The following is a 21,481-nucleotide window of genomic DNA, read 5'->3' on the forward strand; positions in this document are numbered from 1 at the left end:
GCTCACGGGTCTGACGCGCACGTCCACGCGTCGGGGAGCGGCGGGGCCTCGGTCAGACCTCGGCGGCAGGTGCGGTGAAGCCGTCGAGCTGGGCGGCCAGGCCGGCGTCGACACGCGCGGTCAACCGGGTCCCGGTCGCCTCGTGCGCCTCCTCGACGACCTCGCCGTCCCGGTGCACCCGGGCGACCAGGTCGCCCCGGTCGTAGGGCACGAGGACCTTGACGTCGATGTGCGGGTGCGGGAGCCGCTGGGCGATCACGTCGCGGAGCGCCTCGATGCCCTCACCGGTCCGGGCCGACACCCACATCGCCCCGGGGAGCGCCTGGCGCAGCGCCAGCATGTCCTCCTCGGTCATGGCGTCGACCTTGTTGACCACGATCAGCTCCGGGACGGCGGACGCGTCGATCTCGTTGAGCACCGTGTGCACCGCGTCGATCTGGCCCAGCGGGTCGGAGTCGGAGCCGTCGACGACGTGGACGAGCAGGTCGGCGTCGGCCACCTCCTCCAGCGTGGAGCGGAACGCGTCCACCAGCTGGTGCGGCAGGTGACGCACGAACCCGACCGTGTCGGTCATCGTGTACTCGCGCCCCTCGGGCGTCTGCGCGCGGCGGACCGTCGGGTCCAGGGTGGCGAACAGCGCGTCCTGCACGAGCACGCCGGCCCCGGTGAGCTGGTTGAGCAGGCTGGACTTGCCTGCGTTGGTGTAGCCGGCGATCGCCACGCTCGGCGTCGCGTTGCGGTCTCGGGAGTTCCGCTGCGTCGTCCGGGCGGTCGCCATCCCGGCGATCTCCTTGCGCAGCTTGCTCACCCGGGACCGGATCCGCCGCCGGTCGGTCTCGATCTTGGTCTCACCCGGGCCGCGGGTGCCGATGCCGCCACCACCGGCGACGCGGCCACCGGCCTGCCGGCTCAGCGACTCACCCCAGCCGCGCAGTCGGGGCAGCATGTACTGCATCTGGGCCAGCTCGACCTGGGCCTTGCCCTCCCGGCTGGTGGCGTGCTGGGCGAAGATGTCCAGGATCAGGGCGGTCCGGTCGACCACCTTGACCTTGAGCACCTTCTCCAGCTGGTTGAGCTGGCCGGGGGCCAGCTCCCCGTCGCAGATCACAGTGTCCGCGCCGGTGGCGGCGACGACCTCGCGCAGCTCGGCGGCCTTGCCGGAGCCGACGTATGTGGCCGGGTCCGGCTTGTCCCGGCGCTGCATCAGCGCGTCGAGCACCTGGGAACCGGCGGTCTCGGCGAGCGCGGCGAGCTCGGTCAGCGAACGCTGCGCGTCGGCCGCCGTCCCCTCGGTCCAGACGCCGACCAGGACGACCCGCTCCAGGCGGAGCTGGCGGTACTCGACCTCGGTGACGTCGGTGAGCTCGGTGCCGAGCCCCGCGACCCGGCGGAGTGCGCCGCGCTCCTCCTTGACGTAGGAGCCGGTGGTGTCGTCAGCGGCGTCCCACTGACCGGCCGGTGCCGGCTTGGTGTCGGGCATGCTGGCGCGCGCCTTGTCGACACGGGCTTCTGCCTCGTCGAGGATCGCGCGGTTCTGGGCTGTCGTCATCGTCTCCAGCGTGGCATGCCCCTGGTCCTGGGGCGACCGACTTGTCACATCACCTGTTGTCATCGCCCGGTACAACACCTCGGGCCTCCGGATGCATCCCGAGGTACAGCGACCAGCGCTCGGCACCGGGCTCCGCCGGCCGGGTGGCGTACTCGTCCAGCAGCCGGTGCAGCCGGTCTCGGAACTCTGCCAGGTCCGCGGCACCCAGCCGCAGGCCCAGCCGGGTGCTCTCCAGCCGGCCCTCCCCCACGGCGGCGACCTCTTCCAGGAACGCGGCGAGCGCGGCATCCCGGGCGGCCCCCGAGGCGCCGGCGCCGTCCATCAGCCAGCTCTTCCCGGTCGCCCGGTACGGCACCTCCCGGGCGCCGCGCGCGCCACGCCGCGCCTCCTCGGCGGCGAGGAAGCCGGTGTCGACCAGGGTCCGGACGTGGTGCAGCACGGTGGCGGGGTTGCGGCCCAGCCGGGCGGCGATCTCCTTGTTCGTCAGCGCCTCGTCCAGGCACAGCCGCAGGATCCGCAGCCGGACGGCGGAGGCCAAGGCGCGCGCCTCGGCGTCGGTGGCCGGACGGCGTTCCCCGACGATCCGGCGCCCTCCGGCGCCGGCCTCCGCCTCGTCCATCCCGGCAGCGTAGGTCCTCGGCCCGACACAGTGATTGACATCCCTCAACCAGTGACGGGAGGCTGCGCCGGTGACCCGCGACCGGAGCCTGCTGCGGCACCGCGACTTCCGTCAGCTGTGGGCCGCCGAGACGGTCAGCCAGGTCGGCACCCAGGTCACCCTGCTGGCCCTGCCGGTGCTGGCGGTCTCGCTGCTGGACGCAACGCCGCTGGAGATGGGCGTGCTGACGGCCCTGGAGACCGCAGCCTTCCTGCTCATCGGGCTCCCGGCCGGCGCCTGGGTCGACCGCTGGCGGCGCCGTCGGGTGCTGGTCACCGCCGACCTGGTGCGAGCTGCGCTGCTGGGGACCCTGCCGATCGCGTACCTCCTCGACGTCCTCACCCTCGGGCAGCTGTTCGTCGTCGCGGCGGCGACCGGCACGGCGACCGTCTTCTTCGACGTCGCCTACCAGAGCTACCTGCCGCAACTGGTCGACCGGGACCAACTGGTCGACGGCAACGGCAAGCTGGAGGCCAGCCGGGCCGTCGCCCACGTGGCCGGACCGGCCATCGCCGGCGTGCTGCTCCGGGTGCTCAGCGCGCCTCTGGTCATCGCCCTGGACGCGGTGTCCTTCCTGCTCTCCGCGTTCTTCGTCGGCCGCATCCAGCGTCCGGACACCGTTCCCGACCGGGCCGGCCGGCGGCCGCTGCGCACCGAGATCGCCGAGGGCCTGTCCTTCGTCGTCCGCCAGCCGCTGCTCCGCCGGATCGTCGCCTGCACCGGCACGTCGAACCTGTTCTCCACGATCACCACGACCCTGCTGGTGCTCTACGCGCTGCGCCGGCTGGAGCTGTCCGAGAGCGTGCTGGGCCTGGTCTTCTCCGCCGGCGCGGTGGGCGGCCTGGTCGGCGCGGCGACGGCCGCACGCTTCGCCCGCACCGTCGGCGAGGGCCGGGCGATCCCGCTGGCGATCATGGTGATGGTGCCGTTCACCGCCCTCACGCCACTGGCCGCCACCGGCGCCCCGCTGGTGCTCCTGCCCCTCGGCCAGTTCGGCTTCAGCTGGGCGGTGGTGGTCTACAACATCACCCAGGTCAGCTTCCGGCAGCGGCTGTGCCCGCCCGCGCTGCTGGGCCGGATGAACGCCTCGGTGCGCTTCCTGGTCTTCGGCACCATGCCGCTGGGCGGGCTGCTCGGCGGCGTCCTGGGCACCTGGCTCGGCGTGCTTCCGACGCTGTGGATCGCCGCGGCCGGTCAGCTGCTCGCGGCCGGCTGGGTGGTGGCGAGCCCCCTGCTGCGGATGCGCGACCTGCCCGACAGGCCGGACACCCCGGCCGGCGAGGTGACGACCGTCCCCGAGGCGCGGGCGCCGACCGCCGGCAACGATCCCGAGCGGTCCGGCTGAGCAGCCGACGGGTTGGCCGGCCGGGTGCCGGGTAGGGCGGCGGGGCACGGTCCACCGCTCGAGAGGACGACGATGACCAGCCCTGACGAGGAGCTCGACGACCCCGGCCGCGACCCCGCCGGCCTCGACCCGCCGCGCAACGTCTTCGGTGGCGCGGACCAGGACACCGGCCGCGGCGAACCACGCGGCACCGGGAACGTGGGGCCCGGCGACAAGCCCGAGGCGCCCACCGACGACCCGGAGACGCGGGCGGACGAGCCCGACCGTCCCTGACCTGCGTCAGCGCAGCCAGGACCCTCAGCCGGCGAGCCACTCCCGGCTGAGGGTCCCGGTGGCGACGACGACGGCCGGGCCGGAGAGCACCGTCGTCGTCCCGTCGAACTGCACCGACAGCCGGCCGCCCGGCACGTCGACGAGGACCGTCCCGGTGTCGCGTCCGCCGGCCGCCAGCGCGGCGAACGCCGCAGCGCAGGCGCCGGTGCCACAGGAGCGGGTCTCCCCCACGCCGCGCTCGTGCACCCGGAGCCGCACGTGCGCGCAGGTGCCCTCGGACGGGAGCACGTTCACCAGCTCGACGTTGACTCCCTCGGGGAACATCGCGTCGTCGACCCCGGGCAGCACCGACAGGTCCAGGGTGTCGACCTCGACGTCGGTCAGGCAGACCAGGTGCGGGTTGCCCATCGACACCCCGAGCCCCGGGTACAGCGTCCCCGCGACCTCCGCCTCACTGCGGCCCAGTGACACGGCCGGGCCCATGTCGACCCAGTAGCCGCCGTCGGGCCGGGCGCCCACCCGGCGCGGCCCGCCCCGGGTGCCGACCAGGACACCGTCCTCGGCCACCGCCCGTTCCAGCAGCCCCTCGGCCAGCAGCACGTGCAGGAACAGCCGGATGCCGTTGCCGCACATCTCCGCGTACGAGCCGTCGGCGTTGCGGTGGTCCATGAACCACTCGCAGTCGGCCAGCGCGGCACCGAGGACACCGGGGGCGTCGGGCACGTGCCGGCTGCGGACCACCCGCAGCACGCCGTCCCCGCCCAGGCCCGCCCGGCGGTCGCAGAGCCGGCGCACCAGCTCGGGGTCCAGCCGCGCCTCCGGCCACACGTCCCCGTCGGGGTCGGGCAGGACGACGAAGTCGTTCTCGGTGCCGTGGCCGAGGAGGACCCGTGGGCCGGAGCTGTCGATCACCGGTCGATCGTACGGTCGGCGACCAGGGCGAGGACGGCGTCGAGCAGGTCCGGCCGGGCGGCGTCGAACCACACCGTGCCGGCGTCGCGGCGGAACCAGGACCGCTGCCGGCGGACGAACCGGCGGGTGGTGGTCACCGTCCGCTCCCGGGCCTCCGACGCCGTCAGCACCCCGTCGAACTGCTGGAGCACCTGCGCGTACCCCAGGGCGCGGGAGGCCGTCGGCCCCTCGCGCAGTCCGTCGCCGGCGAGCGCGGCGACCTCGTCGACGAAGCCGGCGGCCCACATCGCGTCGACCCGGCGGGCCACCCGGTCGTCCAGCTCCTCGGCCGGACGGTCCAGCCCGACCGTGACCGCCGGGTAGTGCGGGCGCGGGGCGGGCAGCGTCGCGGTGAACGGCTGACCGGTCACCTCGATCACCTCCAGCGCCCGCACCACCCGTCGGCTGTTGGTCGGTGCGATCGCCGTCGCGGCGGCCGGGTCGAGCGCCGCCAGCCGGTCGTGCATCGCCGTGGCGCCCTCGTCCGCCAGCTCGCCGGTCAGCCGGGCCCGCACCACCGGATCGGTGCCCGGGAAGTCCAGCTCGTCCAGCACCGCACGCACGTACAGCCCGGAGCCGCCGACCAGCAGCGGGACGACGCCCGCGGCGCGGAGCCGGTCGACCTCGGCCCGGGCGCGCTGGCGGTACTCGGCCACCGAGGCCGGCTCGCGCACGTGCCACAGGTCCAGCAGGTGGTGCGGCACGCCGTCGCGCTCGGCCTCGGTGGGCTTGGCGGTGCCGATGTCCATCCCGCGGTAGAGCTGCATGGAGTCGGCGTTGACCACCTCTCCCCCGGCACCGGAGCGGGCCAGCCGGTGCGCCAGCGCGACCGCCAGCGCCGTCTTCCCGGTGGCGGTCGGCCCGACGACGGCGATCACCGGTGGCAGACGGTTCTCCGCGGCAGCGGTCACCGGGAGCACCAGGTGGCGACGAGGTAGCCGACGCCGAACGGGGCGTCGTCGTGGTGCAGCTCGGCGGCGACGGCACGCCCGCCCAGCGCGGCACCGACCGCCCGCCACACCGGCACCCCGGCGGCGAGCAGTCGCCGGCCCGCGGCGGGGTCCAGGGCGGCCAGCGCGTCGGGGTCGCCGGCCCTGAGGGCAGCGGCGACCTCGGCGTCGAACGGGCCGGCCGCGGGGTCGAGCGCGCCGGGCGCCTTCTCGGTGCGCCGAGCCGACCCGTCCCCCATCGCGAGCACCCCCACCGGTCCGGGGAGGTCCGCCAACGTCGCCGCGAGGTCGGCCGGCCCCACCCCGAGCCGGCCGCCGGTGTCCCCGGCCTGGTCCAGCAGCCAGGCGGCCACCAGGTGCGGCAGCGGGACCCGGTGGCCGCCGGGACGGACCCGGCCGGCGAACGGGACCTCCAGGTCGACGCCGAACCCGCGCAGGTCACCGCCGTCCCCGGGGCCGAACCGGAGCCCGTCGGCACCCTCGCCCACGACCACCACCACCTCCGGCCGGTCCGCCAGCACGGTCTGCACGGCGGCGGAGACGGCGGTGCGCAGCTCGGACAGGGCGGGGCTCGGCGCACCGGCGACCGCGGGCAGCACGAGGGGTGACTGCGGGCAGAACGCCACCGTCACCGGAGGGGGAGGTCTCACGCCAGGGAGTGTCGCGGATGCATCGTGGGAGACTGCTCACGTGTCGAGCACGGAGAACACCGGAGACCGGACCCAGCAGGCCACCGCGACCCCCGAGGAGCGCCCTGAGGGAGCGGTCGTCGAGGCGACGCCGGTCGACGAGGGGGCACTGACCGCGACCCCGGACGCCGCTGCCCCGGAGGTCGCCCAGCCCGCCGAGAGCAGCCCCGTCGTCGACGACCCGGGGGCCGCTGTGCCCCCGCCGGCCGAGCCCCCGGCCGCCGAGCCCCTGGCCGCGGAGTCCCCGTCCGCTGTGTCCCCGGCCGCCGAGCCCCCGTCCGCTGTGTCCCCGGCCGCCGAGCCCCTGGCCGCCGAGCCCCCGTCCGCCACTCCCCCGGCCGCCACTCCCCCGGCCGCAGAGTCCCCGACTCCGGCGGGTGGTGACACCGCCTCCGTGGCCGTCACCCCCGAGGCAGGCACCCCCGCCGCCGCCGACCCCGCCGACGCAGCGGTCGCCGACCCCACCAGCGACAGCGGCACCCCCGCCGCGGCGCCCCGGCCGGCGCCCGCCGGCCCGTCCAGCGGCCACGCGCCCGCCGACGTGCCCAGCGTCGTCCCGGCCATGCCCGTCTCCGACCCGTCTGCCTGGGGCCGGGTCGACGAGGAGGGCACGGTCTACGTGCGCACCGCCACCGGGGAGCGCTCGGTCGGCTCCTGGCAGGCCGGCGCCCCGGCGGAGGGGCTGGCCCACTACGGCCGCCGCTTCGACGACCTGGCCACCGAGGTCACCCTGCTCGAGGCGCGGCTGGCCGCCCACACCGGCAACCCGGGCGAGATCCGCACCAAGGCCCAGGAGCTCGCCGACTCCATCCCCCTGGCCCAGGCGGTCGGCGACCTGGACAGCCTGTCCGCCCGCGCCCGAGCGATGGTCAGCATGGCCGACACCGCCGTCGCGGCGAACCGGGCCGAGAAGGCGGCGCAGCGCGCCGTGCAGGTCCAGCGCAAGGAAGCACTCGCCGCCGAGGCCGAGCAGATCGCCGCGGACTCCACGCAGTGGAAGGCCGCCGGTGACCGGCTGAAGTCGATCGTCGAGGAGTGGAAGACGATCAAGGGCATCGACCGCAAGACCGACGAGGCGCTGTGGCAGCGCTTCGCGGCCGCGCGGGACGCCTTCGGCCGCCGTCGTGGCGCGCACTTCGCCGAGCTGGACAAGCAGCGGGGTGAGTCGCGGGCGGCCAAGAGCGAGCTGATCGCCGAGGCCGAGCGACTGTCCACCTCCACCGAGTGGGGCCCCACCAGCGCGGCGATGCGCGGGCTGATGGACCGCTGGAAGGCCGTGCCGCGGGTCGGCCGGGACACCGACGATGACCTGTGGAAGAAGTTCCGCGCCGCCCAGGACGTGTTCTTCGCCGCCCGCACCGCCAACGACCAGGCGCGCAGCAGCGACGAGCTGGCCAACCAGAAGGCCAAGGAGGAGCTGCTGGCCGAGGCGGAGAAGCTCGACCCGGCCAACAAGGGCAACCAGAACGCGCTGCGCAAGATCCAGGAGCGCTACGACGCCATCGGGCACGTGCCCCGCGGCGCCATGCGCGACCTCGAGGACCGGATGCGCACCGTCGAGGAGAAGTTCCGCGGCGCGAGCGAGTCCTCCCGCCCCCGGGTCCAGCCGGAGAACCCGCTGCTGACCTCGATGCGGGCGGCGGTGACCAAGGCCGAGGACCAGCTGGCCAAGGCGCAGGCCGCGGGCAACGCGAAGCGAATCAGCGAGGCCGAGGCCGCCCTGGCCACCCGCCGGGAGTGGCTGGCCGAGGCGGAGAAGGCCTCCTCCCGCCGCTGACGCACCGCCGCCGGGTCCGCCCCGGCACGAACACCGAGGGCCCGTCCGTTCACCGGACGGGCCCTCGGTGCATTCCGGAACGGTCGTGTAGCTCCGGGGACGACGGGTAGGTCGTGGACAACAGGATGCGCCGCGCTGCATGTGTGAGTCGCAGACGCCGACGCCGCCGCACACCTCACCCAGGCGTTCAGCTCCCGCTGATCGCCGTCCTCAGGGAAGGAGCACCACCATGAAGGCCATCGTCTACCGAGGCCCCAAGAACGTCGCCGTCGAGGAGGTGCCGGACGCCACGATCCAGGCGCCCACCGACGCGGTCATCCGGATCACCACCACCAACATCTGCGGGTCGGACCTGCACATGTACGAGGGCCGCACCTCCGTGGAGGAGGGCAAGGTCCTCGGGCACGAGAACATGGGCGTCGTCGAGGCCGTCGGCGACGGCGTCGACCGGATCAAGGTCGGCGACCGGGTGTCGGTGCCGTTCAACATCGCCTGCGGCACCTGCCGCAACTGCACCGACGGCTGGACGTCGTTCTGCCTGCGCGCCAACCCCACCGAGGGGATGGACGGCGCGGCCTACGGCTACGCCAACATGGGCCCCTACGACGGCGGACAGGCCGAGTACCTGCGCGTGCCGTGGGCGGACTTCAACCTCCTGCACCTGCCCGAGGGCACCGAGCACGAGAACGACTTCACGATGCTCTCGGACATCTTCCCGACCGGCTGGCACGGGGTGGAGCTGTCCGGCTTCCAGGTCGGCGACCGGGTGGCGGTGTTCGGCGGTGGCCCGGTGGGGCTGATGGCCGCGCACAGCGCGATGATCCGCGGCGCCTCCGAGGTCTTCGTCGTGGACAAGGAGACCGACCGCCTGGCCCTGGCCGAGAAGTACGGCGCCACCCCGGTCGACTTCAGCGCCGGTGACCCGGTGGAGCAGCTGCTGGAGGCCACCGGCGGGCGCGGTGTCGACCGCGGCGTCGAGGCCGTCGGCTACCAGGCGCACGACTCCGACGGTGAGGAGCACCCGGAGCTCGTGCTGGACAACCTCGTCCAGGTGGTCCGGTCCACCGGCGGGATCGGTGTCGTCGGTGTCTACATGCCGCAGGACCCGGGCGCGACCAGCGACCTGGCCAAGGAGGGCCGGATCCCCTGGCAGTTCGGCACCTTCTTCACCAAGGGCCAGTCGATGGGCACCGGGCAGGCGCCGGTCAAGCGCTACAACCGGCAGCTGCGGGACCTGATCATCGACGGCAAGGCCAACCCGGGCCTGATCACCAGCCACGAACTGGGCCTGGACCAGGCCGTCGAGGGCTACCAGCGCTTCGACGACCGGGACCAGGGCTGGACCAAGGTGCTGCTCAAGCCCGGCGCCTGACGGCCCCACCTCGCTCACCCAGGCACAGGAAGCTCTGCACCCGGTTTTCCGCGCGTTACCGGGTGCAGAGCTTCCTTTGCCTCGTGGGGACGGCGACGCGGTCAGCCGCAGGCGGGCGTCGCGGCCGGGAGGGGAGCCGGCGTGCCGATGCGCGGCATGCCGAGCAGCACGCCCGGCGTCGTCGGCCGGGTGCCCGCCTCGACCGCATCGCCGGCGCGGGTCCGTCGGTGCGACAGCAGCGCGCCGTCGGCGACCAGGAAGTGCGGCTTCGCGGCGGTCACGACGGTCTCCACGACGTCCCCGGCCCGGATGCCGTCGGCGGCGGTGAAGTGCACCAACCGGCCGTCGCGGGCCCGGCCGGAGAGCCGGCCGCGGGCGGCGTCCTTGCTGCCCTCCCCCGCGGCGACCAGCAGCTCGACCGGCCGGCCGACGAGCGCCCGGTTCTCGGCCCAGCTGATCTCCTCCTGCAGCGCGGTCAGCCGCAGGTAGCGCTCCTGGACGACGTCCTTGGGCAGCTGCCCGTCCATCTCCGCGGCCGGGGTGCCCGGGCGCTTGGAGTACTGGAAGGTGAAGGCGCTGGCGAAGCGGGCCTGCCGGACGACGTCGAGGGTCTGCTGGAAGTCCGCCTCGGTCTCGCCCGGGAAGCCGACGATGATGTCGGTGGTGATCGCGGCGTCGGGCATCGCGGCCCGCACCCGGTCGATGATCCCGAGGTAGCGGTCCTGCCGGTAGCCGCGGCGCATCCGGCGCAGCACGTCGTCCGACCCGCTCTGCAGCGGCATGTGCAGCTGGTGGCAGACCGCAGAGGTCTCCGCCATCGCCGTGATCACGTCGTCGGTGAACTCCCGGGGGTGCGGGCTGGTGAAGCGGATGCGCTCCAGCCCCTCGATCCGCCCGGCGGCGCGCAGCAGGTCGGCGAAGGCGCCCCGCTCGCGGAACTCCACGCCGTAGGCGTTCACGTTCTGCCCGAGCAGGGTCACCTCGAGCACGCCCTGGTCGACCAGCGCCTGCACCTCGGCCAGGATCTCGCCGGGACGGCGGTCCTTCTCCTTGCCGCGCAGCGCCGGGACGATGCAGAACGTGCAGGTGTTGTTGCACCCGACGCTGATCGACACCCAGCCGGAGTACGCGGAGTCCCGCTTGGCCGGCAGCGTGGAGGGGAAGACCTCCAGCGACTCGACGATCTCCACCTGGGCCTCGGCGTTGTGCCGGGCCCGCTCCAGCAGCACCGGCAGCGACCCGACGTTGTGGGTGCCGAAGACGACGTCGACCCAGGGCGCGCGCTTGACGATCTCACCGCGGTCCTTCTGCGCCAGGCAGCCACCGACGGCGATCTGCATGCCGGGGTGGGCGTCCTTGACCGGGCGCAGGTGACCCAGGTTGCCGTAGAGCCGGTTGTCGGCGTTCTCCCGGACGGCGCAGGTGTTGAGCACGACGACGTCGGCGTCGGTGCCCTCGGGAGCTGCCGAGTACCCGGCCGACTCGAGCAGCCCGGAGAGCCGCTCGGAGTCGTGCACGTTCATCTGACAGCCGTAGGTGCGCACGAGGTAGGTCTTGCCGTTCACCACCCGCATCGTACGGAGGTGCACGCAGCACCCGGCGCCCGCAGCCAGGTCCTGCGCTCGTCCAACTCCGGAAGGTGACCGGTACGACCCCCTCCGGGTGAACTCGGGGCCCATTCGCAGCTTCGTTACAGCTTCGTGATGCCTTCGCGACGTCACTGGGGCGGGAGGCACCTAGGGTCACCCGCTGTGACCGAACGTCCGACCGGAGAGCCTCTCGTCCGCATGTCCGGCGTCGACAAGTGGTTCGGCGAACTGCACGTCCTGCAGGACATCGACCTGTCGATCGATCGCGGCGAGGTGGTCGTCGTCATCGGGCCGTCCGGCTCGGGCAAGTCGACGCTGTGCCGCACGATCAACCGTCTCGAGTCGATCGAGAACGGCGAGATCACCATCGACGGGCAGAAGCTGCCCGCCGAGGGCAAGGAGCTGGCCAAGCTGCGCGCCGACGTGGGCATGGTGTTCCAGAGCTTCAACCTCTTCGCGCACAAGTCGGTGCTGGAGAACGTCACGATGGGCCCGATCAAGGTCCGCAAGCAGTCCAAGGCCGACGCCGAGAAGCGGGCCCGCGAGCTGCTGGACCGGGTCGGCGTCGGGGCCCAGGCCGACAAGGTGCCCGCCCAGCTCTCCGGTGGCCAGCAGCAGCGCGTGGCGATCGCCCGCGCGCTGGCCATGGACCCGAAGGTGATGCTCTTCGACGAGCCCACCTCGGCGCTCGACCCGGAGATGATCAACGAGGTCCTCGAGGTGATGGTCGGCCTGGCCCGGGACGGCATGACGATGGTCGTGGTCACCCACGAGATGGGCTTCGCCCGCAAGGCGGCCAACCGCGTCGTGTTCATGGACGGCGGCCGCATCGTCGAGTCCGCCACCCCCGAGGAGTTCTTCACCAACCCGAGCTCCGACCGGGCCAAGGACTTCCTCTCCAAGATCTTGAACCACTGACCACCCGCACATCCACGAGAGGACCCTCCATGCGCATCACCCGCTACGCCGCCGCCATCGCGGCCACCGGCGTCGTCCTGGCCGGCTGTTCCAGCGACGCCGGCGAGACCACCGAGGACGCCGCCGGTGGCGGCGCCGAGGTCGCCGACGACGTCTCCTTCGACGAGGGCACGACGATGGCCGAGCTCGCGGAGTCCGGGACGATCACCGTCGGCACGAAGTTCGACCAGCCCGGGTTCGGCCTGGCCGGGCCCGACGGCGTCCCCGAGGGCTTCGACGTCGAGATGGCCGAGCTGATCGCCGCCGAGCTGGGCATCGCCACCGACGACATCGAGTGGGTGGAGACGGTCTCGGCCAACCGCGAGTCGTTCATCCAGAACGAGGACGTCGACATGGTGGTGGCCACCTACACGATCAACGACTCGCGCAAGGAGCTCATCGACTTCGCCGGCCCGTACTACGAGGCCGGCCAGGACATCATGGTCGCCGCCGGCAACCCGCTCGGCATCGAAGGCCCGGACGACCTCGCCGGGCTCAACGTCTGCTCGGTCGAGGGCTCGACGCCGGCGGAGGAGATCCGCACGAACTACCCCGAGGCGACGCTGACGCTCTTCGACGTCTACTCCAAGTGCGCCGATGCGCTGCGCAACGGTCAGGTCGACGCGGTCACGACCGACAACGTCATCCTCACCGGCCTGGTCGCCGGCGCGCCCGACGAGTTCGAGCTGGTGGGCAACCCGTTCACCGAGGAGCCCTACGGCATCGGCATCACCAAGGGCGACGACGAGTTCCGCAGCTTCATCAACGACACCCTCGAGGCGTCCTTCGAGGACGGCTCGTGGGCCGAGGCCTGGGACCGCACCGCCGGCGCCATCACCGGCACGGACGCTCCCGAGCCGCCCTCGGTCGACCGTTACTGACCCTGCTGACCCCGGCGAGGCGCCGGCGGCGGGTCGACCCCGCTCGCCGGCACCTCGCCGCCGCTCGCCCTGAGAGGAGGCGTGGTGCAGTTCCTGATCGACAACTTCGACCTGTTCTGGGACGCCTTCCTCACGACGCTGAGCCTGTCCTTGCTCGCCTGCCTGGTGGCCCTGGTCCTCGGCACCCTGCTGGCCGCGATGCGGGTCAGCCCGATCGCTCCGCTGCGCGGGCTGGCCACGTTCTACGTGGAGACCTTCCGCAACACCCCGCTCACGGTGGTCTTCTTCTTCATGATCTTCGGGCTGCCGCAGATCGACTTCGTGATCGGCTTCTTCACGGGTGCGGTGCTCTCGGTCGGGCTCTACACCGCTGCTTTCGTGTGCGAGGCGCTGCGCTCGGGGATCAACTCCGTCTCGCCCGGCCAGGCCGAGGCGGCCCGCGCCCTGGGCCTGACCTTCGGTCAGTCACTGCGCGAGGTGGTCCTCCCCCAGGCGTTCCGCACCGTCGTCCCGCCGTTGGGCAACGTGCTGATCGCGATGGTGAAGAACACCTCGATCGCGGCCGGCTTCTCGGTGAGCGAACTGAGCTCCCTGCTCCCACGGTTGGTCAACGCCAGCGCCGGTGACCTGACAGCCATCCTCGTCGGGGTCGTGGTGGGCTACATGATCATCACGCTGCCGTCGGCGCTGGCCGTGCACCGCATCGAACGACGGGTCGCGATCCTCCGATGACCACACCAGTGCTCTTCGACGTCCAGGGGCCCCGCGCCCGCGCCCGCGCCCGGGTCGGCAGCGCGATCGGTGCAGTGCTCGTCCTCGCCATCATCGTCTTCGTCCTGCTCCGGCTGGGTGGGAACGGCCAGCTGGAGCCAGAGCGCTGGGCGATCCTGTTCGACCCCGCCAGCGGGGTCCCGCAGGCGCTGGGCCGCGCCCTGGTGCGCACCCTGCAGGTCGCGGCGGTCGCCATGGTCCTCGCCACGCTGCTGGGGCTGCTGCTGGCGGTGGGGCGGTTGTCCGACCACCGCTGGGTCCGCGTCCCGGTGTCCGCGGTCATCGAGTTCTTCCGTGCGATCCCGCTGCTGGTCGTGATCTTCGCGCTGTACTTCGTCCTCCCGAAGTACGGCGTGCGGCTGAGCACGTTCACCGCGCTGACCGGCGGCCTCGTCCTCTACAACATGGCCGTGCTGGCCGAGATCTTCCGGGCCGGCATCCTGTCCATCGACAAGGGTCAGCGTGAGGCGGGCTTCGGCCTGGGGCTGCGCAAGTCGCAGGTCATGACCTTGATTCTGTTGCCGCAGGCGACCCGGCGGATGCTCCCCGTGCTGGTCGCCCAGCTCGTGGTGCTGCTGAAGGACACGTCGCTGGGCTTCATCATCAGCTACCTGGAGCTGCTCCGGCAGGCGCGCGGGCTCGTCGAGTACTTCAACTCCCTCTTCGGCGACCGGTACACCTTCCAGCTCTACGTGGCGGCCGGGCTGATCTACATCCTGATCAACGTGCTGCTCTCCATGCTGGCGCGGTACACCGAGCGCCGTACCAACCGCGCCGGCCGCAAGGCAGTGACCGCTGAGCCGGCCGACCAGATGGGTGCCGGCGCCGGCGCCCCCTGAGCGAGGCACCACGACGAGGACCCGCGTGGTCCGCACTCGGCCCCGGCATCCACCCCTGGATGCCGGGGCCGAGCGCGTGAGGCACCCACGGCACCGGGCCCGCGCTCGCCTCGGTTCCCGGCTCTGTGCGGGCCCCACCCGCCCGCGTCGCCACATCCGACCCAGGGCCCTCGGCTGCCTGGTCGACTGCCGGAGTCCGGGGCGGGACTTGGCACTTTCAGCCGGTGACGGAGGCGACGCTCCCTGCCGAGAGTGAGGGTGTGACCTCGACTGCCGCCGCTCCGCGCCACATGCACCTGGATCTCGACGAGGACGACGACCTGGCCACCACCACCCAGATCTTCGTGAGCAAGCTGCGGGCCAGTGCAGCCGGGTTCGCTGCCGCCGCCGGTGCTCACTCGGCCATCGTCCGGGAGGCCGTGCCGCCGGCCCGGCACCGGCGTTCGCGCTGCCGGGTGGTGCTGCTCTACCCCGGTGGCCAGGAGTCCGACGTGACCTTCCTCGGCCCGGTGAGCTCCTCGGCCAGCCCGAAGGAGATCGCCATGTCCCAGTTCGACACCTCGATCCAGCTGTGGCTGGGTGCCGGCCAGGAGCGCAGCCGGCGCTGGCTGGTGCCGGACGAGGAGGCCGCGGGTGGCGTGGCCGTCGACGTGACCGCCTGGCTCGACCGCTGACCTCCTGACCGTCACCCGCACCCGGGTGAGCCGGCCCACCGGCGCCGGGCCGGTCTCACCCGCTGCACCGCCACGTCCTGGGCGACACGGGTGCACGTTCGCGTGGTCCACTGCCCCGTGGGCGCACCGCATGACCTGCTGCCGGTACCGGGCGGGGTGATCGTGCTGCGGGACGAGGGCACGAAGGTCACCTGGCCGGTCGAGGTCTCCGACTTCCTGCTGGCCCCCGAGCCGGTGACCCGGGAGCTGTACCGGGCGATCACCGGTGGCGTGCCGCTGAGCCCAGCGGGGACCCCGGACGCCGGTCACCGAGGTCTCCTGGCTGCAGGCAGTCCGGTTCTGCAACGCCCTCTCGAAGCGGAACGAGCTGGAGCCCTGCTACCTCCTCGGCACCGACCCCGACGGGCTCGACGTCGACTGGGACGCCACGGCGTCGGGCTACCGGCTGCCGACCGAAGCGGAGTGGGAGCACGCCTGCCGCGCGGGGAACTCCGACGTGCGCCCCGGCGAGCTCGACGAGATCGCCTGGTACCGCGGGAACTCCGGTGGCCGGGTGCACGACGTCGCCACCAGGGCACCGAACGCGTGGGGCTTCCACGACATGATCGGCAACGTCTGGGAGTGGTGCTGGGACCTGTTCGACCCCGAGGTCTACGGCCCGTACCGGGTCTTCCGCGGGGGCGGGTGGCAGGACCACCCCCGCGGCTGCCGGGCGTCCTGCCGCCGCAAGAGCCACCCGACCCTGCGGATCGACGACCTCGGCTTCCGGGTCGCCCGTCGGCGGTGAACCGCGGCACCGAGCCCGGCGGGTCCGGACCGCCGGCGATGCGCCGGCGGTCCCGACTCGTGTGCCGACTAGGGCAGGTCGTCGACCGGGACGGCACCGAGCGGCGGCTGGCGCCGACCGATCGGGCGAGCACGCCCCTCCCCCACCTCGGCACTGCCCTCGATGCCCGAGGGGTCGAGGCCGGGCGTCTCCGCTGCAGCTGCGGCGCGCCCGGCGCGTGCCGCAGCTCGCGCCGCGGACCGTTCGCGCGACCACGCCACGGGCGCAGCACCAGGCGGGTCCAGCTCGACGAACTCCTCGCCACTCCCGGGCCCGTCCGGCGAACCGCCCTCCGCGCCCGACTCCGCGGTGCCGACCGCGGAGTCGCCGTCGGGCTCGTCCCGACCGTCGAGGGCCTCGCGGACCACGTATCCGGCCAGCCCGCCGCCGTAGCCCTTGCGGGCGAGCATGCCGACCAGCCGCCGCTCCGCCGTCACCCGGTCGAGCCGGCGCATCGAGGGCAGCTTGCGCTCGACCAGCCGCCGGGCGGAGTCCCACTCGTCCTGCGGGTCGACCTCGGCCACGGCCGCCGCGGCGACCTCGCCGTCGACCCCCTTGGCCCGCAGTTCCGATGCCAGCGCTCGGCGGGCCAGGCCGCGACCGGACTGCCGGGTGGAGACCCAGGCGGCCGCGAACGCGGCGTCGTCGATGAGCCCGACCTCGGTGAAGCGGTCGAGCACTGCGGCCGCGGCCTCCTCGGGCACGTCCTTCTTGGCCAGCAGGTCGGCCAGTTGCTTGCGGGTCTTGGGGGTGCCGGTCAGCGCCCGCAGACAGATGCCCCGGGCGACCGCCTCGGGGTCCTCCATCTCCGCCGGCTCGCCCGCCTCATCGGCGTCCGTCGACGTGCGGCTCCACTGGGGACCCGAGCTGCGACCGCCACGCTTGCGGCGGCCACCGGACTCGGACCGGTCGGATGGATCCCCACCGGTCCGGGCACCGCCGACCCCGGCACTGCCCCGACCGGGACGACGCCGACCGGGCCGGCGACCTCCGTCACCGGCCGGCCCGGCGTCGTCCTCGAAGCCGTCGCTGCCCGGCCCGCCGTCGATCAGCGCATCGGACACCGGCGGGGTCAGAAGTCAGCCGGTGCGGCCGCCGGGGCCGCCGCGGCCACGACCCCGATGCCGAGCTTCTCCTTGATCTTCTTCTCGATCTCGTCGGCGAGGTCGGGGTTGTCGCGCAGGAAGGTGCGGGCGTTCTCCTTGCCCTGGCCGAGCTGGTCGCCCTCGTAGGTGTACCAAGCGCCGGACTTGCGGACGAAGCCCTGCTCGACGCCCATGTCGATGAGCCCACCTTCGCGGCTGAAGCCATGACCCCAGATGAGGTCGAGCTCAGCCTGCTTGAACGGGGCGGCCACCTTGTTCTTGACGACCTTCACCCGCACCCGGCTGCCGACCGCGTCGGTGCCCTGCTTGAGGGTCTCGATCCGGCGGATGTCGAGCCGCACCGAGGCGTAGAACTTCAGCGCCCGGCCACCGGTGGTGACCTCCGGCGAGCCGTAGACCACGCCGACCTTCTCGCGCAGTTGGTTGATGAAGATGCAGGTCGTGCCGGAGTTACTGAGCGCACCGGTGATCTTGCGCAGCGCCTGGCTCATCAGCCGGGCCTGCAGACCGACGTGGCTGTCACCCATCTCGCCCTCGATCTCGGCGCGGGGCACCAGGGCCGCCACCGAGTCGACGACGATGAGGTCGAGGGCGCCGGAGCGGATCAGCATGTCGGCGATCTCCAGCGCCTGCTCACCGGTGTCGGGCTGGCTGATCAGCAGGGCGTCGGTGTCGACCCCGATCGCCCGGGCGTAGTCGGGGTCGAGGGCGTGCTCGGCGTCGATGAAGGCGACGATGCCGCCGGCCGCCTGGGCGTTGGCCACCGCGTGCAGGGCGACCGTCGTCTTGCCGGAGGCCTCGGGGCCGTACACCTCGACGACGCGGCCGCGGGGCAGGCCACCGACACCGAGCGCGATGTCGAGGGCGACGGAGCCGGTGGGGATGACCTTCATGGCGACCTCGGGCGAGTCGCCCAGGCGCATGACGGAGCCCTTGCCGAACTGCTTGTCGATCTGGGCGAGGGCCATGTCGAGGGCCTTGTCGCGGTCGAGCGTTGCCATGGTGGCCACCTTCGGATGTCGCTGTAGCGGGTCGTTGCCGACGCTAGGGCCGGGGTCTGACACTTTCCGCGGACCGGGCGCATCTGTGGAGAGACACCGGACCTGTGGACGCCACGGTATGCCGAACACCTGTTCGATTCCAGTGACACGCCGGGTCGGCGCGTCGCGCCCACCGGCGCCGCCTCACGACGTCCTCGAACAGTGTCGACGACCACCCGGACGACGTGCTCAGCGCGGTGGTCGGACCTCGTCGACCGCGGCCCGGGACGCGTGGACGGCCGGCATCCGGTCCTCGACGAAGGAGATGAGCGCCAGCAGGTGGGGCACGAGGGCGGCACCGTCCTCGGTCAGCCGGTACTCCACGTGCGGGGGGATCGCCGACCGCACCTCGCGGTGCACCCAACCGTCCCGCTCGAGGGTCTGCAGGCTCTGCGCCAGCATCCGCTCGCTCACGCCCTCGATCCGGCGACGCAGCTCACCGAACCGGTGCGGGGACTCGGCCAGGGCGGACAGTGCCAGCAGGGACCACTTGCCGGTCACGTGCTCCAGCGCCTCGCGGGAGGTGCAGGCGCGACGGAAGACGTCGGCCACCAGCTCCTCGACCGTCTGCTCCACCGCACCCTCCCCCACGTCGCGCACGCCGCCAGAGTACCGTCCGAGCAGCCGGCACTTACTGTTCGTAAGTGCCATTCACTCAGGAAGCACTCAGAGGAGTCCCCTTGATCACCGTCACCGGAGCCACCGGCCAGCTCGGCCGGCTCGTCGTCACCGGACTGCTCGACGCCGGGGTGCCTGCCGGCGAGGTGGTCGCCGTCGTCCGCAGCCCGGAGAAGGCCGGCGACCTCGCCGCGCGCGGGGTGCAGGTCCGGCAGGCGGAGTACGGCGACCCGGCCAGCCTCGAGGCCGCCCTGCAGGGCACCGACCGGCTGCTGCTCGTCTCCGGCAACGAGGTCGGCCAGCGGGTGTCCCAGCACCGCAACGTGCTGCAGGCCGCGAAGGCCGCCGGCGTCGAGCTGGTCGTCTACACCAGTGCGCCGAAGGTCGACGACACCCCGCTGCCGCTGGCCCCCGAGCACGCCGCCACCGAGCGGTTGATCGCCGAGGTCGGGCTCCCGGCCGTGGTGCTGCGGAACAACTGGTACCTGGAGAACTACGACCAGCCGATCCGCACGGCCGCCGACACCGGCGAGGTCGTCGGCAGCTCGGGCGCGGGACGGATCGCGGCGGCGACGCGGGCCGACTTCGCGGCGGGTGCGGTCGCCGTGCTGACCGCAGCGGAGCCCGAGCCGGGCGTGGTGGAGCTCGGTGGCGACCAGCCGTTCACACTCGCCGACCTGGCTGCCGCCGTCGCCGCCGAGACGGGCCGGGAGGTCACCTACCGCGACCTCTCCGCCCAGGAGCACGTGCAGTTCCTGCTCGGGCAGGGCCTGCCGCAGGAGACCGCCGAGTTCGTCGTCGCCCTCGACCAGTCGATCGCCCAGGGCGCCCTGGAGACCGGGAGCACCGCGCTGTCCGGGCTCATCGGCCGGCCGACCACGACGCTCGCCGAGCACGTCCGCTCCGTCCTGAGGGGCTGAGCCCGCGTCCCGCCGGAGGAGGGTTCAGCGCTCCTTCGGCGGGATGTCGTACTCCTTGCAGATCTCCAGCCAGACCGTGCGCACCGGCACGCCGGCCTCGATCGCCTGGGCGGGCGTGCGCCCACCCAGCGGGCCGAAGACGTGGTCGCTGGCCACGCTCTGCGCGCGGATCGAACCGAACTGGCGCTCCATCCGGGACCGGAACTCCTGCAACCGCACGCCCCGACGGTACCCACCGACCGGTGACCCGTGCGCCGGGCACCACCAGCGTCCTACGCTCGGCGCATGGTCCCCAGCACCGGTTCGCCCACCTGGGACCTCATCCTGCAGGTCGGGATCGTCCTCGCCCTGGTCACGCTCCTGGTCCTGCTGGGGCGCGACTACCTCAACCGGCGCTGAGGCGCCCTCGGGTCGCCGCCCAGACCACCGCGAGCGGGCCGATGAGCACCGCGGAGATCACGGCCACCAGCCCGAACCCGCCCAGCGCGAGCAGCGGGCCGCCCACCGCGCCGGCGACGGCCGCCCCCAGCCCCATGAGCAGGTCGGTGGCACCCTGGGCGGCCGGGCGGACCTCGGTGGAGACGGACTCGGTGACCAGGGTCGACCCGGCCACCAGCCCGCACGACCAGCCCAGGCCGAGCAGGAACAGCCCGGTGCCCAGCTGGAGGGCCGCCCCCGGCGGCGCCGTGCCGGCGACCACGGCGGCGAGCAGGAGCAGCACCCCGCCCAGGGCGACCGTCGCGCTGCGACCGGCCCGGTCTGCGAGCCAGCCGACGACCGGGGAGAACAGGTACATCCCGGCCACGTGGACGCTGATGACCAGGCCGATCACCCGCAACGTCGTCCCGTCGGCGTCGGAGTGGCCGGCCCCCATGTGCACCGGGGTCATCACCATCAGCCCGACCATCACCGCGTGCGAGACGACGACGGCGGTCAGCCCCAGCCGCCCACCGGGGGTCGCCCACACCGCGCGCAGCGCGGCCGCCGAGCCCGATCGCAGCGGCGCCGGTCCGGCGGGGCGGTCGGCCGCGGTCAGCTGCCGGGCCAGCAGGAGCGGGTCGGGGCGGAGCAGCACGAGCACCCCGAGGACGACGACCGCGAACACCGCGATCGACAGGGCGAACGCCCCGCCGAGCGCGGGCAGCCCGAGGGCGCGCCCCAGGTCGTCGGCCGGGCCGGCCAGGTTGGGCCCGAGCACCGAGCCGATCGTGGTCGCCCAGACCACCAGGGACAGCGAGCGGCCACGGTGTTCGGGCTGGGCCAGGTCGGCCGCGGCGTAGCGGGCCTGCAGCCCGCTGGTGGTGGCCGCCCCGAACAGGAACAGGCCGACGAGCAGGAGCAGCAGGGAGGACACCGCTGCGGCCCCGACGACGACCAGGGAGCCGACGCCCGCGACCCCGTATCCGACGGACAGGCCGACTCGCCGGCCGTACCGGTCGCTGACCTGGGCCAGCGGGACGGCGATCAGGGCAGCGCCCAGCACGCTCGCCGTCTGCCCCAGCCCGGCGGCGGCGTCGCTCCCGGCGACGTCCCGGGCGAGCAGCCCACCGACCGTGATGCCGATCGTCACGCCGAGTCCGCCGAGGGCCACCCCCGCCGAGAGCACCCCCAGCGTGCGACGCTGGACGACGGCCTGGTCGGGCGGGGCGAGCGACGGTCGGGTCACCGGGTGAGTGTGCCCGACCGTCGCCGCTGA

Annotated in this window: 21 protein-coding genes and 1 pseudogene; 11 read left to right on the forward strand and 11 right to left on the reverse strand. The window is 73.3% G+C overall.

Annotation, left to right across the window (positions count from 1 at the left end; all coding sequences use genetic code 11):
- Positions 1–52: 52 nt before the first annotated feature.
- On the reverse strand, positions 53–1,549 hold the full coding sequence (gene hflX, locus O2W20_RS21235; protein ID WP_269173617.1) for a GTPase HflX: 1,497 nt from the start codon (positions 1,547–1,549) through the stop codon (positions 53–55).
- Between the two features lie 49 nt (positions 1,550–1,598).
- Positions 1,599–2,168 (reverse strand): ArsR/SmtB family transcription factor, encoded by a 570-nt coding sequence (locus O2W20_RS21240; RefSeq protein ID WP_269173618.1) that lies wholly within the window; start codon positions 2,166–2,168, stop codon positions 1,599–1,601.
- A 70-nt stretch (positions 2,169–2,238) separates the two neighbouring features.
- On the opposite strand from O2W20_RS21240, the gene O2W20_RS21245 reads away from it, so the two are divergent.
- A complete protein-coding gene (locus tag O2W20_RS21245; protein ID WP_269173619.1) occupies positions 2,239–3,552 on the forward strand; it encodes an MFS transporter in 1,314 nt (437 codons plus the stop codon).
- 72 nt (positions 3,553–3,624) lie between these two features.
- A complete protein-coding gene (locus O2W20_RS21250; protein ID WP_036334088.1) occupies positions 3,625–3,825 on the forward strand; it encodes a hypothetical protein in 201 nt (66 codons plus the stop codon).
- A 24-nt stretch (positions 3,826–3,849) separates the two neighbouring features.
- Here O2W20_RS21250 and dapF read toward each other — a convergent pair whose 3' ends face one another.
- Genes dapF through O2W20_RS21265 form a run of 3 tightly spaced genes read right to left on the reverse strand, consistent with a single transcriptional unit; the run spans position 3,850 to position 6,376 of the window.
- Positions 3,850–4,737 (reverse strand): diaminopimelate epimerase, encoded by an 888-nt coding sequence (dapF, locus tag O2W20_RS21255; RefSeq protein ID WP_269173620.1) that lies wholly within the window; start codon positions 4,735–4,737, stop codon positions 3,850–3,852.
- Positions 4,734–5,687 carry a tRNA (adenosine(37)-N6)-dimethylallyltransferase MiaA gene (miaA, locus tag O2W20_RS21260; protein WP_269173621.1) on the reverse strand — a complete coding sequence of 318 codons (954 nt, stop codon included), beginning with the start codon at positions 5,685–5,687 and terminating at the stop codon, positions 4,734–4,736. The genes dapF and miaA overlap by 4 nt, the downstream gene beginning before the upstream one ends.
- Positions 5,684–6,376 carry a hypothetical protein gene (locus O2W20_RS21265; protein ID WP_269173622.1) on the reverse strand — a complete coding sequence of 231 codons (693 nt, stop codon included), beginning with the start codon at positions 6,374–6,376 and terminating at the stop codon, positions 5,684–5,686. The genes miaA and O2W20_RS21265 overlap by 4 nt, the downstream gene beginning before the upstream one ends.
- A 40-nt stretch (positions 6,377–6,416) precedes the next feature.
- On the opposite strand from O2W20_RS21265, the gene O2W20_RS21270 reads away from it, so the two are divergent.
- Together O2W20_RS21270 and O2W20_RS21275 are read left to right on the forward strand one after the other, a co-directional pair.
- Positions 6,417–8,192: a DUF349 domain-containing protein gene (locus O2W20_RS21270; RefSeq protein WP_269173623.1), complete on the forward strand. Its 1,776-nt coding sequence runs from the start codon at positions 6,417–6,419 to the stop codon at positions 8,190–8,192.
- 229 nt (positions 8,193–8,421) lie between these two features.
- Positions 8,422–9,564: a glutathione-independent formaldehyde dehydrogenase gene (locus O2W20_RS21275; RefSeq protein ID WP_269173624.1), complete on the forward strand. Its 1,143-nt coding sequence runs from the start codon at positions 8,422–8,424 to the stop codon at positions 9,562–9,564.
- A gap of 101 nt (positions 9,565–9,665) precedes the next feature.
- On the opposite strand, the gene miaB is transcribed toward O2W20_RS21275, so the two are convergent.
- On the reverse strand, positions 9,666–11,129 hold the full coding sequence (gene miaB, locus O2W20_RS21280) for a tRNA (N6-isopentenyl adenosine(37)-C2)-methylthiotransferase MiaB (protein WP_442928954.1): 1,464 nt from the start codon (positions 11,127–11,129) through the stop codon (positions 9,666–9,668).
- 222 nt (positions 11,130–11,351) lie between these two features.
- On the opposite strand from miaB, the gene O2W20_RS21285 reads away from it, so the two are divergent.
- The 6 genes and pseudogenes from O2W20_RS21285 to O2W20_RS21310 all read left to right on the forward strand — a co-directional run.
- Entirely contained in the window at positions 11,352–12,071 is a 720-nt protein-coding gene (locus O2W20_RS21285; protein ID WP_269173625.1) for an amino acid ABC transporter ATP-binding protein, read from the forward strand.
- Between the two features lie 29 nt (positions 12,072–12,100).
- Complete coding sequence (locus tag O2W20_RS21290; protein ID WP_269173626.1) at positions 12,101–12,991, forward strand: glutamate ABC transporter substrate-binding protein; 891 nt, start codon at positions 12,101–12,103, stop codon at positions 12,989–12,991.
- 84 nt (positions 12,992–13,075) lie between these two features.
- Positions 13,076–13,723, forward strand: a complete 648-nt coding sequence (locus tag O2W20_RS21295) for an amino acid ABC transporter permease (RefSeq protein ID WP_269173627.1) — start codon at positions 13,076–13,078, stop codon at positions 13,721–13,723.
- Complete coding sequence (locus O2W20_RS21300; protein WP_269173628.1) at positions 13,720–14,601, forward strand: amino acid ABC transporter permease; 882 nt, start codon at positions 13,720–13,722, stop codon at positions 14,599–14,601. The genes O2W20_RS21295 and O2W20_RS21300 overlap by 4 nt, the downstream gene beginning before the upstream one ends.
- Positions 14,602–14,861: 260 nt before the next feature.
- Positions 14,862–15,275 (forward strand): hypothetical protein, encoded by a 414-nt coding sequence (locus O2W20_RS21305; protein WP_269173629.1) that lies wholly within the window; start codon positions 14,862–14,864, stop codon positions 15,273–15,275.
- Between the two features lie 298 nt (positions 15,276–15,573).
- A pseudogene (locus O2W20_RS21310) lies at positions 15,574–16,062 on the forward strand (formylglycine-generating enzyme family protein); the annotation flags it as partial.
- 68 nt (positions 16,063–16,130) lie between these two features.
- On the opposite strand, the gene O2W20_RS21315 reads toward O2W20_RS21310, so the two are convergent.
- The 3 genes from O2W20_RS21315 to O2W20_RS21325 all read right to left on the reverse strand — a co-directional run bounded on the left by O2W20_RS21315 (position 16,131) and on the right by O2W20_RS21325 (position 18,847).
- Positions 16,131–16,907 (reverse strand): regulatory protein RecX, encoded by a 777-nt coding sequence (locus tag O2W20_RS21315; RefSeq protein WP_269173630.1) that lies wholly within the window; start codon positions 16,905–16,907, stop codon positions 16,131–16,133.
- 266 nt (positions 16,908–17,173) lie between these two features.
- Positions 17,174–18,208 carry a recombinase RecA gene (recA, locus tag O2W20_RS21320; RefSeq protein WP_269173631.1) on the reverse strand — a complete coding sequence of 345 codons (1,035 nt, stop codon included), beginning with the start codon at positions 18,206–18,208 and terminating at the stop codon, positions 17,174–17,176.
- A gap of 228 nt (positions 18,209–18,436) precedes the next feature.
- On the reverse strand, positions 18,437–18,847 hold the full coding sequence (locus O2W20_RS21325; RefSeq protein WP_269173632.1) for a winged helix-turn-helix transcriptional regulator: 411 nt from the start codon (positions 18,845–18,847) through the stop codon (positions 18,437–18,439).
- 80 nt (positions 18,848–18,927) lie between these two features.
- Here O2W20_RS21325 and O2W20_RS21330 point away from each other — a divergent pair, with 80 nt between their 5' ends.
- Entirely contained in the window at positions 18,928–19,785 is an 858-nt protein-coding gene (locus O2W20_RS21330; RefSeq protein WP_269173633.1) for an NAD(P)H-binding protein, read from the forward strand.
- A gap of 24 nt (positions 19,786–19,809) precedes the next feature.
- On the opposite strand, the gene O2W20_RS21335 is transcribed toward O2W20_RS21330, so the two are convergent.
- Together O2W20_RS21335 and O2W20_RS21340 are read right to left on the reverse strand one after the other, a co-directional pair.
- Entirely contained in the window at positions 19,810–20,004 is a 195-nt protein-coding gene (locus tag O2W20_RS21335) for a DUF3046 domain-containing protein (RefSeq protein ID WP_269173634.1), read from the reverse strand.
- A gap of 166 nt (positions 20,005–20,170) precedes the next feature.
- A complete protein-coding gene (locus O2W20_RS21340) occupies positions 20,171–21,451 on the reverse strand; it encodes an MFS transporter (RefSeq protein ID WP_269173635.1) in 1,281 nt (426 codons plus the stop codon).
- Between the last annotated feature and the right edge of the window lie 30 nt (positions 21,452–21,481).

The organism is Modestobacter sp. VKM Ac-2982 (assembly GCF_026967935.1).
Lineage (GTDB): Bacteria > Actinomycetota > Actinomycetes > Mycobacteriales > Geodermatophilaceae > Modestobacter.

Bases quoted from the DNA above. Each gene is read 5' to 3' on its own strand.
- O2W20_RS21285 (WP_269173625.1), top strand. From the start codon at position 11,352: ATGTCCGGCGTCGACAAGTGGTTCGGCGAACTGCACGTCCTGCAGGAC.
- O2W20_RS21250 (WP_036334088.1), top strand. From the start codon at position 3,625: ATGACCAGCCCTGACGAGGAGCTCGACGACCCCGGCCGCGACCCCGCC.
- O2W20_RS21290 (WP_269173626.1), top strand. From the start codon at position 12,101: ATGCGCATCACCCGCTACGCCGCCGCCATCGCGGCCACCGGCGTCGTC.
- O2W20_RS21315 (WP_269173630.1), bottom strand. From the start codon at position 16,907: ATGGAGGACCCCGAGGCGGTCGCCCGGGGCATCTGTCTGCGGGCGCTG.
- hflX (WP_269173617.1), bottom strand. From the start codon at position 1,549: ATGACGACAGCCCAGAACCGCGCGATCCTCGACGAGGCAGAAGCCCGT.
- recA (WP_269173631.1), bottom strand. From the start codon at position 18,208: ATGGCAACGCTCGACCGCGACAAGGCCCTCGACATGGCCCTCGCCCAG.
- O2W20_RS21240 (WP_269173618.1), bottom strand. From the start codon at position 2,168: ATGGACGAGGCGGAGGCCGGCGCCGGAGGGCGCCGGATCGTCGGGGAA.
- O2W20_RS21275 (WP_269173624.1), top strand. From the start codon at position 8,422: ATGAAGGCCATCGTCTACCGAGGCCCCAAGAACGTCGCCGTCGAGGAG.
- O2W20_RS21300 (WP_269173628.1), top strand. From the start codon at position 13,720: ATGACCACACCAGTGCTCTTCGACGTCCAGGGGCCCCGCGCCCGCGCC.